The organism is Telmatospirillum sp. J64-1, assembly GCF_006980715.1.
Classification (GTDB): domain Bacteria; phylum Pseudomonadota; class Alphaproteobacteria; order Rhodospirillales; family Magnetospirillaceae; genus Oleiliquidispirillum; species Oleiliquidispirillum nitrogeniifigens.
Genome location: NZ_SBHN01000001.1, coordinates 278194 through 293144, shown reverse-complemented (window position 1 = coordinate 293144; position 14951 = coordinate 278194). Strand labels below are relative to the sequence as shown.

14 protein-coding genes and 1 riboswitch are annotated in these 14951 nt (G+C 66.4%); of the genes, 6 read left to right on the top strand and 8 right to left on the bottom strand.

Annotated features, from left to right (window positions below; translation table 11 throughout):
- Positions 1–56 precede the first annotated feature (56 nt).
- Positions 57–1094, bottom strand: a complete 1038-nt coding sequence (locus tag EPD66_RS01340) for a branched-chain amino acid ABC transporter permease (protein WP_255448317.1) — start codon at positions 1092–1094, stop codon at positions 57–59.
- Entirely contained in the window at positions 1091–1945 is an 855-nt protein-coding gene (locus tag EPD66_RS01335; RefSeq protein WP_142846836.1) for a branched-chain amino acid ABC transporter permease, read from the bottom strand. Before EPD66_RS01335 ends, EPD66_RS01340 begins: the two co-directional genes overlap by 4 nt.
- A 198-nt stretch (positions 1946–2143) precedes the next feature.
- Between EPD66_RS01335 and EPD66_RS01330 the strand changes: the two genes are divergently transcribed.
- Positions 2144–2848, top strand: coding sequence for a phosphoenolpyruvate hydrolase family protein (locus tag EPD66_RS01330; RefSeq protein WP_142846611.1), 705 nt, complete (start codon positions 2144–2146; stop codon positions 2846–2848).
- Here the strand turns inward: EPD66_RS01330 and EPD66_RS01325 are convergent.
- Together EPD66_RS01325 and EPD66_RS01320 are read right to left on the bottom strand one after the other, a co-directional pair.
- Positions 2831–3328 (bottom strand): GNAT family N-acetyltransferase, encoded by a 498-nt coding sequence (locus EPD66_RS01325; RefSeq protein WP_221930830.1) that lies wholly within the window; start codon positions 3326–3328, stop codon positions 2831–2833. The two genes, EPD66_RS01330 and EPD66_RS01325, sit on opposite strands and share 18 nt — an antisense overlap.
- 42 nt (positions 3329–3370) lie before the next feature.
- Entirely contained in the window at positions 3371–5116 is a 1746-nt protein-coding gene (locus EPD66_RS01320; RefSeq protein ID WP_142846609.1) for a phosphoenolpyruvate hydrolase family protein, read from the bottom strand.
- A gap of 219 nt (positions 5117–5335) precedes the next feature.
- Positions 5336–5549: riboswitch (cobalamin riboswitch) on the top strand.
- 196 nt (positions 5550–5745) lie between these two features.
- On the opposite strand from EPD66_RS01320, the gene EPD66_RS01315 reads away from it, so the two are divergent.
- Genes EPD66_RS01315 through EPD66_RS01295 form a run of 5 tightly spaced genes read left to right on the top strand, consistent with a single transcriptional unit; the run spans position 5746 to position 11523 of the window.
- A complete protein-coding gene (locus EPD66_RS01315; protein ID WP_255448331.1) occupies positions 5746–6570 on the top strand; it encodes an ABC transporter ATP-binding protein in 825 nt (274 codons plus the stop codon).
- Entirely contained in the window at positions 6567–7526 is a 960-nt protein-coding gene (locus EPD66_RS01310) for an ABC transporter substrate-binding protein (protein WP_142846605.1), read from the top strand. The genes EPD66_RS01315 and EPD66_RS01310 overlap by 4 nt, the downstream gene beginning before the upstream one ends.
- A complete protein-coding gene (locus EPD66_RS01305; RefSeq protein ID WP_142846602.1) occupies positions 7523–8563 on the top strand; it encodes an iron ABC transporter permease in 1041 nt (346 codons plus the stop codon). The genes EPD66_RS01310 and EPD66_RS01305 overlap by 4 nt, the downstream gene beginning before the upstream one ends.
- A gap of 20 nt (positions 8564–8583) precedes the next feature.
- Complete coding sequence (locus EPD66_RS01300; protein ID WP_142846600.1) at positions 8584–9363, top strand: (2Fe-2S) ferredoxin domain-containing protein; 780 nt, start codon at positions 8584–8586, stop codon at positions 9361–9363.
- 21 nt (positions 9364–9384) lie between these two features.
- Positions 9385–11523, top strand: coding sequence for a TonB-dependent siderophore receptor (locus tag EPD66_RS01295; protein WP_142846598.1), 2139 nt, complete (start codon positions 9385–9387; stop codon positions 11521–11523).
- Positions 11524–11551: 28 nt separating this feature from the next.
- Here the strand turns inward: EPD66_RS01295 and nikE are convergent, their stop codons facing one another.
- The 4 genes from nikE to nikB are packed head-to-tail and all read right to left on the bottom strand — an operon-like array spanning position 11552 to position 14944.
- Entirely contained in the window at positions 11552–12337 is a 786-nt protein-coding gene (gene nikE / locus EPD66_RS01290; RefSeq protein WP_142846596.1) for a nickel import ATP-binding protein NikE, read from the bottom strand.
- Positions 12334–13131 (bottom strand): ATP-binding cassette domain-containing protein, encoded by a 798-nt coding sequence (locus tag EPD66_RS01285; RefSeq protein ID WP_142846594.1) that lies wholly within the window; start codon positions 13129–13131, stop codon positions 12334–12336. The genes nikE and EPD66_RS01285 overlap by 4 nt, the downstream gene beginning before the upstream one ends.
- Complete coding sequence (gene nikC / locus EPD66_RS01280; protein WP_142846592.1) at positions 13128–14003, bottom strand: nickel ABC transporter permease subunit NikC; 876 nt, start codon at positions 14001–14003, stop codon at positions 13128–13130. The genes EPD66_RS01285 and nikC overlap by 4 nt, the downstream gene beginning before the upstream one ends.
- Positions 14000–14944, bottom strand: coding sequence for a nickel ABC transporter permease subunit NikB (gene nikB / locus EPD66_RS01275; RefSeq protein WP_142846590.1), 945 nt, complete (start codon positions 14942–14944; stop codon positions 14000–14002). Before nikB ends, nikC begins: the two co-directional genes overlap by 4 nt.
- Between the last annotated feature and the right edge of the window lie 7 nt (positions 14945–14951).

The following is a 14951-nucleotide window of genomic DNA, read 5'->3' as shown; positions in this document are numbered from 1 at the left end:
CTCCCGTTTGGTCCCGTTCTTGTTTGCCGCAGGCAGGGACGAGGCTGCGGCGCTTGTCAGTGTTCTGATTGGGCCGGACTGGCCTGGGCCGGGGAAACCGGCGCGGCCTCGGCGCTGCGCTCCTTGCGGCGGAACAGCCCGGCCAGCTTCTTGCCGATCCCCAGCACGCCGTCGGGCGAGGCCAGCACGATCACCAGGAACAGCAATCCGATCAGCGTGTTGAAGCGGTCGCGGTCGTAGATGGAGGCCGCGAAGGTATCGATCAGGGTGAAGATCAGCGCCCCGATGAAGGCCCCGATGGGATGGCCGAGGCCGCCGATCACGCTCATGATCAGAATATTGACCGTCGCCCCCATGCCCACCGAGCCGGGCGAGATGCCGATATTGTAGAAGCAGGTCAGCACCCCGCCGCAGCCGGCGATGAAGCCGGCGGCACCGAAGGCCGCGATCCGGTGCAGGGCGGTGTTGTAGCCCAGGGCGGCGGCGCGGCGGGAATTGTCGCGCAAGGCTTGCAGGACCAGCCCGAAGGGCGTGCGCACCAGATACATCACGCCCAGATAGAGCAGCACCGCCGTCGCCAGGGAAACGTAATAGAAGACCAGCGGCGTGCGGAAGGGCATGCCGAAGACATCCGGCCCGACCACGTTGCGGATGCCTTCATAGCCGTTGAACAGCTCGACATTGCTCTGCACGAACAGGCTGAAGCCGACGGCCAGGGCCAGGGTGATCATCAGCAGGTAGATGCCGCGCGTCCTGACGGCGATGGCACCGACGATCAGCCCCGCCAACGTCGCCATCAGAATGGCGAAGGGAATGGCAAGGCCATAGGACCATCCGGCCCCGGCGGGGATGGCGGTCGGCGCCAGGATAGCGATAGTATAACCCGCCACCCCGGCGATCATGGTCTGGGCCAGCGAGACGAAGCCGCCATAGGTCGCCAGGAAGGTCAGGCTGAGGGCGATGATGCCATAGGCGATGCTGCGCCCCAGGATATTGGCGATCCAGAAATTGGGCAGCAGCAGCGGCAGGATCACCAGCACGGCAATGACCGCAGCGGTCAGCGCCAGGGGCCAGGAACGGATCATGCCGGTCATGACGGGCGGCCCATGATGCCTTGCGGACGCACGGCCAGCACGGCGGCCATGATGACGAAGGTCACGATCACCGAATAGGTGGGGAACAGCGCCTGGCCCCATTGCTCGGCCATGCCGACGATGATGGCGCCGATGGCGGTGCCGCCGATCGAGCCCATGCCGCCGACGATGACCACGACCAGCGAGGTCAACAGGAAGCGGACATCCGTGCCTTGCGAGAACGGCTGAGCCGATCCGCCGATAACCCCGCCCAGCCCCGCCAGGGCGGCGCCCAGGGCGAAGACCACCACGGCAACCAGCGACACCCGCACCCCCATGGCCGCCAGCATCTCGCGGTCATCGACACCGGCGCGGATCATCAGCCCCAGCTTGGTGCGGTTCAGGATCAGCCACAGGGCGACCCCGACCGCCACCGCCGCGCCGATCTGGAACAGGCGGAAGGTCGGATAGCGTTCGATAATGGGGAAGGCCGTGGCACCGAACAGGGCATCCGGCGGAAAGAACTGAAGCGACAGGCCGCCGTAATGGGCCAGCAACTGGTCGGCCACGATGATCGACAGGCCGATGGTGACCAGCGCCTGGCGCAATTCCTGGCCCTGCATCCAGCCCAGCAGTGTCACCTGCATGATGGCCCCGAAAACGGCCGCCGCCGTCATCCCCGCGGCAATGGCGTAGTACCAGTTTTCCGTGAGATCGTAGACCGAGTAGCCCAGATAGGCGCCGATCAGGTAGAGCGTGCCATGCGCCATGTTGACCGTGCGCATCAGACCGAAGATCAAGGAAAAACCACTCGCCACGATGAAATAAAGGGCGCCCAACGTCAGCCCATTCATCATGACAGTGACAAACATCTCGAATGTCACCGAAACCTCCCATGGCGGCAAATCAATGTCGCCGCCTCTATATTTTTTATATTTGCATCGCAGCATAACGGCTGTCCGATGCAATGCTTTTCGCACAAACATCTTGCCAGCCGAAGTTCCGCTTGCCAGAGTTTTTTCCGGTGACTTTGGGTAAAATCGGGTAATTAGCCCTATGGATGGGGATGCATGACCAAGGATCTGTTCATTCGGGCTAAGCTTGCCGGATTGTCTCCGGACGATCTGGAGCGGACCATCCTGGCTCCTGCCTTCGGTGCCGTCGGCGACGGCCCGCCCGACGTCATGACGGCCCTGCCCCTGCTCGATGCGAACGGCCTGCTGATGACATGCCTGAAGGCCGAAAGGCCGCATGGAGAGGAGGCCCCGGCGGGTCCCATGGCGGCGGTCTTCGCCGCCGATCCCTTCCTGCGCCTGGCCGATCTGCGGTTCTGGCTGCGCGGTCACGGCATCACGCGCGTGACCAATCTGCCCAGCGTGCAGGTCTATGACGGCGAGATGGCCCGTGCCCTGGATGCCCTGCATTGCGGCCTGTCGATGGAGATGGATTTCGTTTCCGAGATGGCGGCCCATGGCTACGAGGTCACGGCCTTCGCCACGGCCACCGATACCGCGCGGGCGATGCTGTCCGCGGGGGCCCGGCGGATCGTCCTGCATCCCGGCGTGGCGGTGAAGGATTGGCGCAAATGCGCCGCCGCCGCCTCGGTCCTGGCCCAGGCGGCCGAGGCCCTGCGTCCCGAGGCCGAGGCCATGGGCGCTACCCTGCTGCTCTACCGGGCCCAAGGCTTCGGCGCGCTGCTCGACCATGCCGCCGCCCGCAGCCATGGCTGCGTCCATCTGGCTGTTCCGCGCCAGGAATCAGAGCAGCCTGTATAAACTGAGGGACGGAATGACCGGCCCGAAACCTGCCTTCTCGTAGGCCCGTCTGGCGGGGGCATGGGCGGCATCTCCCCCCGTGCTGACCGTGGCGAGTATCACGCCCTGGTCCTTCATGCGCGCCAGGACCTGTTCATACATCCAAGTGCCGAACCCCTTGCCCGAATAATCCGGATGCACGGCATTCAGGCCAATCTCTCCGATCCGTTGGGCGGTATCGACGGTGAAGGACACGAAACCGGCCACCGCCCCGCCGATAGTCAGGACCAGCACATGATGGCCGGACCCGGGGGCGCAGAGATCGTCCAGCAGCTTTGCCTGTTCGGCATCGGCATGGGTGAAGGCAATCGCAGCGATTTCCTGGCCGACGATATCGCGGAACGATTGGAAGACCGGCGCGAAGGCGGTTTTCCGTATCTGCTGGAGCCTGGGCAGGTCGCCCGGTTCCAAGGGACGCAACTGCGGTTCAGATGTCATCATGAATAACCCCGGCCTTGAGTCCCTGCCGCCATCCTTGGGGCATCACGGCAGCAGGTCGTAATATTTCATCTTGTTGTAGAGTGTCTTGCGCGATATCCCCAGGAAAACCGCCGTTTCCGCCCTGCGAAAACGGTTGCGGCGCAAGGCGTCGAGGATCCATTCCCGCTCGCCCACGGGGGTGATGTGGCGGGACGGCCCCTCCCCGGCGATCAGCGCATGCAGGTCGGCCAGCCGGATACGGCTGCCGTCGGCCGTCACCGTCGCGCTTTCCAGGACCGAGCGCAATTCCCGGACATTTTCCGGCCAGTCATGGCTGAGCAGGATCCGATAGCCTTCGGCATCCAGTTCGAAGCCCGGCCTTTCGGGCGTGCGCAAGGCTTCCAGGATGCTGCGCGCCAGCAGGGGCACGTCCTCGGGCCGCTCGCGCAAGGGGGGCACCTCGATCAGGCCGGGCAGCAGGCGCACCCGCAGGTCCTCGCGGAACGTCCCCTCGCCCGCCAGCGCCGTCAAGTCGCGGGTGGTGGTACAGACGATGCGGGCCCGGGGCGACTCGGCCATGCCGTTGCGGCGTTCGAACATCGCCTCGTCCAGCCAATCGACCAACCGCAACTGGGTCGGCGCCGGCAGCCGGTCGATATTCTCGATCAGGATCGTGGCATCGGCCTTTTCCAGGGTTCCCGGCTGTAGCCGGTCGCGGGCGCCGAACAATTCCGCCTCGATCGCCGCCGGCGTGCTGGCCGCATCATAGACGATCAAGGGGCCGTAACGGCGACGGCTGGTCGCCCTGACCGCCCGGGCGACCTGGGTCTTGCCCGCCCCGGCCTCGCCGATGACCAGCACCGGCAGGTCCCCCGCCGCCAGCCGACCCAGCCGCAGGATGACCTTGTGCATCGCCTCCGACTGGCCGACCAAGCCCGACATGCGGCTCAGGCGCAATTCGTCGCGGGTCTGGGCATCCAGGCTGCCGCGCAGCAGGCTGACGGTCTTGAAGGCCGAGGTGGTCTCGGCCACCGACAATTCCAGCGGCACGCGATCCAGGGTCGAGCCGCCCAGATAGCCGTCGGCCCGCGCGTCATGGCAGACGCGGTACATCTGGTCGGGGCTGACGATGGGCCCGCCCTCGACGACGCACAGCGTTTCCGGCGACTGCCCCCGGATATGCAGAAATACCCGCCGCGCCCGGTCCGCCACCTCGTCCAGTTCCAGCCCTTGCAGCACGCCCCGGCTGCCCCCGGCATTCCAGCCGAAATTCAGGCAAACGATATCGATCTCCGCCTCCAGCAGCATATCCACCTCGGCCCGCGACTTGGCATAGCCCAGGGTCAGCAGTCCGCGCTCCTTGGCCTGACGCAGCAAAGCGACCTCACGGGCATAGCCCAGCCCGGCATCTTCCAGGGCCTGGCGGAAGCGGCCGTCGTAATGAATGATGGTGGGAAAGTTGGCGATACCGGCATAGCCCGTCTCGGCCAAGCGGTCGACGAAAGCCGCCGGGTCGAGGCGATGGTCCAGGGCGAAGGCGCCGAACAGTACCGGAATACCCACCCGGTCAAGGATTTCCCGCCGGGCGAAGCTGTCGGTGAAATCGTTGGAGTCCTGGATCGGCAGCATTGCTGCCAGCGACGCTGCCCCCATCACCCGAAGCCGTCCGGCATTCAGCGCCAGCAGGAAATCCGCCCCGCCCCGCTCGGCCGCCTGGGCCGTCATGCCGACGCCGATTGCCGCCCCGATCAGCAGCCCGTCCCGCCTGTTACGCAGCCTGAAGGCGGATTTCCAATCGGTGCGCCGCATCGCCTCCCCCTGTCCTGCCCGGGTAAGTCTTCCCTGTCTTTTGATCCACTGTCACAGATCATGCCGGATAATGGCAACCCGCCAGAAAGGAAGGCCCTGCGCTTCCCCCTTGGCACGCGAGCGATTTTTGGTTATTGTTATGTTATAACGTTTCATTAAAAAGGCCTCGCCATGTGTCGACGAGACAAAGGACATTGACAATTCAGCAGGCAGGTTTCATTCCTAATCTCGCGTAACGGTTCCTCAAGGGCAAAGCCCAGAGGATTAAAAGGGAACACGGTGAGGACGACCCAATCGGGGCCGAATCCGTGGCTGCCCCCGCAACTGTGAGCGGTGAGCTGCGTCCACCCACGCCACTGGATGATTTCCGGGAAGGCAGGACGGCGGCATCGACCCGCAAGCCAGGAGACCTGCCGACGCCGTCGCCTAACTGTCCGATCGGGGTGTATCGGCGGTACGGAAGTCTCTTCCGATTATGGTGACGACACATCGTCGTTCCATGCGGAGCTGAGTCTTACTCACCTCTCCGACTGGATTCGTTTCGGCCAAGGCAACGGGCTTCGCCGCCTGTCTGCTTGCAGCCGAGTCATGCCTTGGACCACCGGTCCAGGGAGGAGACAGGATTGGTTGTGGCATATTCGACGCGCTTGCAGGAACCGGGCACCGACCCGGCCATCGCGGTTCAGGATCTCTGCTGCCGCCTGGGCGGCCGAGAGATCCTGAAGTCGGTGAGCTTCGCCATCCCGGCCGGGTCCGTCGTCGGCATCCTGGGGCCGAATGGTTGCGGCAAGACCACGTTGCTGCGCTGCCTGGCGGGCTTGCTGGCCCCGAGCAGCGGTCATGTGCGGATTGCCGGTAACGATCCGCTGACGCTGCGGCCCGCCAAGCTGGCCCGGCTTCTGGCGCTGCAAGCCCAGGACGCCACGGCAGCGCTCGGCTTTACCGTCCGCGACGTCATCGGCATGGGCCGCCTCGTCCATTCCGCCTCGCCCTTCGGCGGCGTCTCGGCGCAGGATCGCGCGGTGGTGGAACGCGAGATCCGCCGCCTGGACCTGACGGCACTGGCGGACCGGCCAGTCGAAGCCTTGTCGGGCGGCGAGCGCCAGCGCGTCATGATCGCCCGCGCCTTGGCCCAGGAAACCTCCATCCTGCTGCTGGACGAACCGACCAACCACCTGGACGTCCAGCATCGTTTCGCCGTGCTGGACCTGCTGCGCGCGCTGGGCATCACCGTGGTCACGACCCTGCACGAGATCGACCTCGCGGCACGCTGGTGCGACCGCATCCTGCTGATGAAGGACGGCGCCATCCATGCCGATGCCTCGCCCGAACAGGCCCTGACGCCCGAGAATCTGCGGGATGTCTACCGTGTCGAGGCGGTGATCCGGCATCATCCCGACGACGGCACCATGCGTATCGATCTTTCGCCCCTGAGCGCGAAGGAAACGGCATGATCGCATTGTTTCCCCTGCTCGCGGCCGTCCTGGCCGCCGCTTCCTCGGCCCATGGGCAGCAGCCCGTCCAGGTCGCCAATTGCTTCGAGACCGTCCAATTCGACCAGATTCCGCGCCGGGCCGTGGTCAATGACACGAACATGGTCCAGACCATGCTCGACCTGGGGCTGGAAGACCGGATCGTCGCCGTTACCGGCATCGCCGGGGTCGAGCATCACCTGATCGCCGCGCCGGGCGTGGTGGACGCCCTGCCGCAACTGGCCGACCAATATCCCTCGCTGGAAGCGATCCTGGCGGCCGATCCCGATTTCATGTTCGCCGGCTGGAATTACGGCTTCAGCGAAGCCCGGGGACTGACGCCGGCCCGGCTGGCCGAGTTCGGCATCCCCTCCTATACCTTGCGCGAAAGCTGCATCCGCATCGGCCCGCGCGAACCCATCAGCATGGACACCCTCTATGCCGATATCCTGGCCCTGGGCCGGATCTTCGGCATCCCGGCGCGAGCCGAGGCCATGGTCGCCGATTTCCGCCGCCGCGTGGCCGCCGTGACCGAACGGGTGGGCGATATCACGGAACGGCCGCGGGTGATGTATTGCAGCGACTGCAATACCGAAAGCCCGCCGGTTTCGGTCGGACGCGAAGGCATGACCAGCCTGCTCGCCAATCTGGCGGGCGGCGTCAACATCTTCGACGACATTCCCAACAGCTATGTCCGCGTCAGTTGGGAGGACGTGGCGGAGCGGGACCCGCAATGGATCCTGATCAGCAATCATCGCATTCCGCCGGAAGCCATCATCCGCCACCTGACGAGCGACCCGCAACTGGCCCATGTCGAGGCCATCCGTGAGCGGCGCTTCCTGTTCATCACCTATGCCGAACAGACTCCCTCCACCCGCAATGTCGACGCGCTGGAACGCATTGCCCGCGCCCTTCATCCCGACCGGTTTGCGCCATGACCGTCGCCCTGTCCCCGCGCCTTGACGCGAGACGTCTGGCTGGCGGGCTTTTCCTGCTGCTGGGGCTGTCCTGCGTGATCGCCGTCGGCTTCGGTGCCGCCCGGATTCCCCTGTCCACGGTCTGGGGCATCATCGGACAGGAGCTTTGGCCCTCTCTCACGGCCCCGGTCGAGTGGAGCCGGGCGCAGCGCAATATCGTCTGGGAATTGCGGCTGCCGCGCGTCCTGTTGAGTGCCCTGGCGGGGGCGGGACTGGCCGGAGTGGGCGCCGTGTTGCAGGTGCTGACCCGCAACCCGCTGGCCGATCCCTATCTCTTCGGCGTCTCGGCCGGTGCGTCGGTCGGCGCGGTCAGCGTCATCCTGTTCGCCGGGTCCGTCGGCACGCTGACCCTGCCCCTGGCGGCCTTCCTGGGGGCGCTGGCGGCGATGATCTTCGTCTTCGCCGCCGCACGTGGCCGCGACGGCACCATCACCAGCGAAAGGCTGGTGCTGACCGGCGTGGCCGTCGCCTTCATCCTTCACGCCGTGACCAATGCGCTGATCGTCAGCGCCATGGACCGGGGCGCGGATTCCGCCCTGTTCTGGATGATGGGCGGTTTCGGCACGGCGCGCTGGAGCATGCTGCCCCTGCCCGCGCTGCTGATCTTCCTGGGGCTGGGCTGGCTGTGCCTGCGGGCCAGCCGGATCAATACCCTGGCGCTGGGCGACGACACAGCCCGCTCACTGGGGATCGATCCGGCCCGCCTGCGCCTCGAATTGTTCCTTATCACCGCCCTCATCACCGGCGCCATCGTCTCGGTCTGCGGCGGCATCGGCTTCGTCGGCTTGGTCCTGCCCCATGTCGCGCGCCTGCTGGTGGGGGGCAATCTGCGGGTCATGCTGCCCGTCGCCATCCTGGGCGGCGCCCTGTTCATGGTCTGGGTGGACGTGATCGCCCGCGTCGTCTTCGCCCCCCGCGAAATCCCCGTCGGCGTCGTCACCGCCCTGGTCGGCGGCTTCTTCTTCCTGTGGCTGATGCGGCGCCGGTCGGCGTCATAGCCCGAACGAGAGTCTTACCCATGACGACGTCTCCCCTTCCGCCCGAAGCCGGAAGCCGCGCCATCATCCTCTATGGCCGCGCCGCCTTCGATACCGCCCATAGCCTTGCCGCCCTGGCGAAGGCCTTGACCGAAGCCCATACCGGACGGGGCGAAAGCATGACGGTCCGCCAAGCCCATGCCGATCTCGCCGGTCCCTCTCTTCCCACCGTTCTGGAAGACTTGCGGCAGGAAGGGGCGAGCGACGTCCTGGTCATTCCCTGCATGCTGCCTGCCGATCCCACCCTGGCCGCCTGGCTTCCGGGGGCTCTCAGCCATTGGTGCTCGACGAGCGGGACGGAGATGACGGTCCGTCTCGCCCCTCCTCTGGAAAGCGCCCTCGATCTGGCCACCGCGCTGGATAGGATCGCGCAAGGCCCGGCCGAGACCTTGGCCGAGGTCGCGCCCAGCCTCGGCAAGCCGGGCTGGTCCGAGATCCCCCGGCATCGGCGGCAGATCTTCTTTTGCGTCGGCGCCCGCTGCCTGCATCGTGGCGCCGAGCCCCTGTACCAGCATCTGCGCAAGGTCATGAAAGGCCACCGCAGCCTGAATGCCGGGCCGCAGAAGGTGATGTGCGCCCGCAGCTCCTGTCTCTATCCCTGCAATCGCGGGCCGCTGATGGTCGTCCATCCCGACGGCATCTGGTACGGCGACCTGACGCCGGAACGGATCGAGCGTGTCATCCGCGAGCATCTGCTGAACGACAGCCCCGCCAGCGACGAGATCCTGCACTCCCTCAGCCCCTCCCCCCACTCCGCCTAACCTATCTCCGGGAGAGAAGCCATGTCCTTCCGCCGCTCCGTTTCCCTTGCGACCCTGCTGCTGGCCAGCGCTGCCCCGGTCTTCGCCGCGGACAGCGAGGCCGAGCCCGCCGGAGAGGAGGTCCTCCAGCTTTCCCCGGTCACCGTCACCGGACAGGAGCCCGCCGCTGGCGGGGGCCTCAACCTCGACCAACCCGGTACTGCCGGCAGCCGCCTCACCCTGACGCCGCTGGAGACCCCGGCTAGCGTCGAGATCATCTCGGGCGAGACGATCCGCAATCGCGGCCAGAGCACGATCAGCGAGGCCGTCACCCAGAACGCCACCGGCTTCACCTCCATCGGTACACCGGGCAATGGCGGAACGGCACTGACCACACGCGGTTTCGCCGGGCATGGCTCGGTGATGCGGCTCTATGACGGCAGCAGGTTCTATGTCGGCGCGGGCACGGTCACCTTCCCCTTCGACACCTGGGCCGTGGACCGGGTGGAAGTGCTGCGCGGCCCGGCCTCGGTCCTGTACGGCGAGGGCGCCATCGGCGGCGTGGTCAATGTGGTCCCGCGCAGCATGCGTGAGAAGCGCAACGAAGCCATGCTCGCCGGCGGCAGCCATGGCACCGTCCGCGCCGCCGCCGGCAGCGCCGGGCCGGTGAACGAGAAACTGTCCTACAGGCTGGATGTCAGCGGCAGCCGTTCCGATGGCTGGGTGGATCGCGACGACACGCGCAGCCTCGCTCTCTCGGCGGCGGTCCAATGGCAGGTGACGCCCGATGCCAGCCTGACCATTTCCCATGATTACGGGTATCAGGAGCCGCAACGCTATTTCGGCACGCCGCTGATCAACGGCGCCCTGGACAAGGGCCTGAGGCGCAAGAATTACAATGTCGAGGACAGCCGCATCGTCTATCGCGACCACTGGACCCAGGTGAAGGGCGAATGGGCCGTCACCGAGGCCCTGACCTTGCGCAACACCACCTATCTGCTGAACAGCGACCGGCATTGGCGCAATGCCGAAAGCTATCAATGGAATGCCACGACCGGGCTGATCGACCGCAGCGACTATATCGAGATCCGCCACGACCAGCAGCAGGTGGGCAACCGCTTCGACGCCACTTTGCGCGGCACCGTCCTGGGGATGAAGAACGAGGTCACGACAGGCTTCGAGATCAACCGGATCGACTTCGAGCATAGCAACAACAGCCCCTATGGCGGTTCCAGCTCGGTCGACCCGTACAACCCCGACCCCGGCCGCTTCATCAATGTCGCCGGGACCATGCCGCGCTACAAATCCAGGACCGACCAGCATGCCCTGTTCCTCGACAACCGGCTGTCCCTGACGGACAAACTGTCGGTTGTGGGCGGCCTGCGCTACGACGCGCCGAAGGTACAGCGCGACGATCTGATCGGCGGCACCCGCTATTCCAAGACCTTCCACACGACGAGCTGGCGGGCCGGTGCGGTCTATGAAGCCCTGCCCGGCTTGGCGCTCTATGGACAATATGCCACCGCCGTCGATCCCGTCGGCAACCTGATCAGCATGAACCCGACCCAGATAGATTGGGAATTGTCGACGGGGCGGCAGGTGGAAGTCGGGATCAAGCATTCCTTCCTGGGCGGACGCGGCGAATGGACGCTGGCCGGTTTCCACATCGTCAAGGACAACCTGCTGACCCGGGACCCCGACAATCCGGCGGTCACGGTGCAGGTCGGCGAACAATCCTCGCGCGGGATCGAAGCCTCGCTGTCGCTGGGCTTGTGGGAAGGCGTGCGCCTGGATGCCAACGGCACGATCCTCGACGCCCGCTATGACGAATTCGTCCAGTCGGTCGGCGGCACGGCCGTGTCCTATGCCGGAAACGTGCCCCGGAACATTCCGGAACGGGTCGCCAATGTCTGGGCGAGCTGGGCCTTCGCCCCCGCCTGGGAGGCCATGGCCGGGATGCAATATGTCGGCCGCACCTATTCGGACGACGCCAATCTCTACTCCCGCCCGTCCTATACGGTGTTCAACCTGGGCCTCGACCACCGGCCGACGGACAACACCAAACTCAGCCTGCGCGCCTTCAACCTGTTCGACGAGGTCTATGCCGTGTCAGGGAATTCTACAAGCTGGCTCCTTGGCCGCCCGCGTTCGGTCGAGCTGTCCCTCTCCATGGCTTTTTGACGGGGCCTAGATCGTGACGCAGGCGGTTCTAGCCCCGGGGCCGTGCCGGCAGCACGGCCTCCTGGAGCCGCCGCCCCGCATCGGAAGAAAGACGGAAACCGCGCGTCACCGCCTGCTCCTCGACGATTCGGCCTTCCTCCAGCACCGCCACGCGGTCGCAAAGGCGCGGCACCAGCCGCAGATCGTGGGTGATGAAGACGAAGGCGGTGCCCAGGCGCCGTAGCGAAGCCAGCAGGTCGAGAACCTGGATCTGCATGACCAGGTCGAGGTTGGAGACGGCCTCGTCCAGGATGATGACGGCCGGTTCGGGGGCCAGGGCGCGGGCGATGCAGACGCGTTGCACCTGCCCGCCGCTCATCTGGCCGGGCAGCTTGTCCGCATCCTCCGGCGACAGGCCGACCAGTTCCAGGACTTCCGCCACCCGTGCGGCCTGCTGCGCCGGATTCAGCTTGGTCAGGTGGCGCAGGGGCTCGGCGACGATGCGCCCGACCCGGTGACGCGGATTGACCGCGCTCAGGGAATCCTGGAAGACCACCTGCACCGCCCGGCGGAAAGCCTGCCAATCTTCGCCGCGCAAGCCTTGCAGCGGCTGGTTTCGGAAGGTGATGCGGCCGCTGGAGGGGCTTTCCAGGCCGAGCAGCAGGCGGGCCAGGGTGCTCTTGCCCGATCCGCTGGGGCCCAGCAGCGCCAGGCTTTCCCCCGCCGCCAGACTCAGCGAGACTTCGGAAAGCACCGTCTTGTAGTCGCCGCCCCGGCCCAGCAGGCCGCCATTGCGATAGGTCCTGCCGACTTTCTCGGCGGCAAGCAAGGTCATGGCGCCACCTCTTCCTCGGGATAAAGGGCCAGATGGGCGGCCACCAGCGCCCGGGTCGGTGCGGCGCGGGGGGACGCGAAGATATCCGCCGCCGTCCCCGTTTCGACGATGCGCCCGTGGTCCATGACGGCCACGTGATCGGCCAGCCGTGCGACAACACCCATGTCGTGGGTCACCAGCAGCACGCCGAGGTCGCGCGACACCGCCAGCCTCTCGATCAGGGCCAGCACCTGGGCCTGCAGAACCAGATCGAGATCGGTGGTCGGCTCGTCGGCCAGCAGGAACGGTGCCTCGCTCATCAAGGCGAGGGCCAGCATCATGCGCTGGAGCATGCCGCCGCTCATCTGGAAGGCATGGAGGCGCAGCACCCTCTCGGGCTCGGCCAGCCCGGTCTCGGCCAGGGCGGCAAGAATGCGGCGCTCGGCGTCGCTGCCGGTGATGCCCCGCGCCGCCAGCGTCTCGCGGGCATGGGCGGCCATGGTCAGGACCGGGTTGAAGGCGCTGCGCGGGGCCTGCATCACCGTCGCCACCTGACGACCGCGCAAGGTAGCCGGAGCGACCTCCCGTCCGTCCAGCAGCACCCGGCCGTCCAGGCATTCCACCCCCGGCGGCATCAGCCCTTGCAGCGCTAGGCAGGTCAACGACTTGCCCGAACCGCTGGCACCGACCAGGGCGGTGACCTGTCCGCGCCGGATGTCGAGGTCGATCCCCCGCACCAGTTCGAGGGGCTGGCCATGGCGGCGGGTGGCGATCCGCAAGCCCTCCACACGCAGATGGCCGGCGGCGGCGCTCATGCCCCCTCCTCCGCCCGCAGATTGGGGTCGAGATGGTCGCGCAGGGCATCGCCCAGCAGGTTGAAGGCCATCACCGTCAGGAAGATCGCCAGCCCCGGATAGACGATCAGCATCGGATGGGTCCAGATGAAGTCGCGGGCATCGCCGATCATGACGCCCCATTCCGCCGTCGGCGGCGTCACGCCGAGGCCGAGGAAGGACAGACCGGCGATATGCAGGATCATATGGCCGATATCCAGCGTCACCAGCACGATCAGCTGCGCCATGACGCCGGGCAGGATATGCTCGACGAAGATGCGCAGGCGCGAGGCCCCGGCGACGCGGGCGGCCAGCACGAACTCCCTCTCGCGCAGCGACAGCACCAGCCCGCGCACGAGGCGCGCATACCAAGCCCAATGCGACAGGGCGATGGCGAGGATCACATTGGTCAGGCCGGTGCCCAGCACGCCGACCATGAACATGGACAGGACGAAGGTCGGCACAGTCAGGAACATGTCGCAAATGCGCATGATCACCTGGTCGACCCGCCCGCCTATCAGTCCCGACAACCCGCCGACGCCGATCCCCAGGGTGACGATCAAGGCCAGGATCACCGCCACCGCGCCCAGGGAGACGGTGGCGCCGTGCATCAGCCGGGTCAGGATATCGCGGCCGAGATGATCAGTGCCGAGCCAGTGGGACAGGCTGGGGCCTTGCAGGCGCTGAGCGAGATCGACGGCGTTGGGGTCATGCGGCGTCAGCACCGGCGCCAGCAGGGCGACCAGGATCAGTGCCACGGCGAGCACCGCGCCGACCATTGTCGCCCAACGCTTGCGGCGACGCTTCGGCGGCAAGTGCCGGGCCGACAGGTCGAGATCGGACAGCGCGTTCATAGCCTGCCCTCCTGGCCCTGGCGGATGCGGGGATCGAGCACGGCGTAAAGAATGTCCACGGCGAGATTGCAGAGCACGAAGATCAGCGTCATCAGCAGGGTGAAGCACTGGATGACCGGATAATCGCGGTTATAGATGGCCGAGACGGCATAGCGCCCCACCCCCGGCCAGCCGAAGATGTTCTCGATCACCAGCGTGCCGCCGATCAATTCGCCGATATGCATGCCGACGGCGGTGACGATGGGCAGAAGCGCCGTGCGGAAGACATGGCCGCCGACCACCCGGCGCTCGCTGAGGCCGCGCAGCCGGGCATAGAGGACGTAGCGCTGGCCCGAGGCCTCGAGCATGCTGGCGCGCAGCATCCGGGCATTGATGGACAAGGACATGAAGGCTGCGGCGAAGGCCGGCATGACCATGCTTTCGACGCCGCTCCGCCCCATCGGCGGCAGCCAGCCGAGCCATACCGAAAAGGCCAGAACCAGCAGAAAGCCCAGCCAGAAATTGGGCGCCGACACGCCGACGAAGGCAATGCCTCGGACGATCTGGTCGGGCAGCCCGTCGCGATGGCGCGCCGCCCAGATGCCCAGCGGGATGCTGATCGCCAAGGTCAGCAGCAGCGCCATCCCGCCCAGTTGCAGCGTCGCCGGCAGGTAATAGAGCAACTCGTCCAGCACCGGCTTACGGGTGACGAAGGAATGGCCGAAATCGAGATGCAGCGCATTCCACAGCCAAGTCAGGAATTGCTCGGGCAAGGGCCGGTCCAGGCCCAGTTCCAGCCGCGCCGCCGCCACCGCTTCGTCGGTCGGCGGGATCTGCGACAGACGCAGGTAATCCAAGGCCGGATCGTTGCGCCCCAGCCGCAGCAGCAGGAAGACCATCAGGGAGACGCCGAGCAGGATCGGCGGCAAAGCGAGCAGACGCCCGAGGATGTATCGCAACATGGCCTTG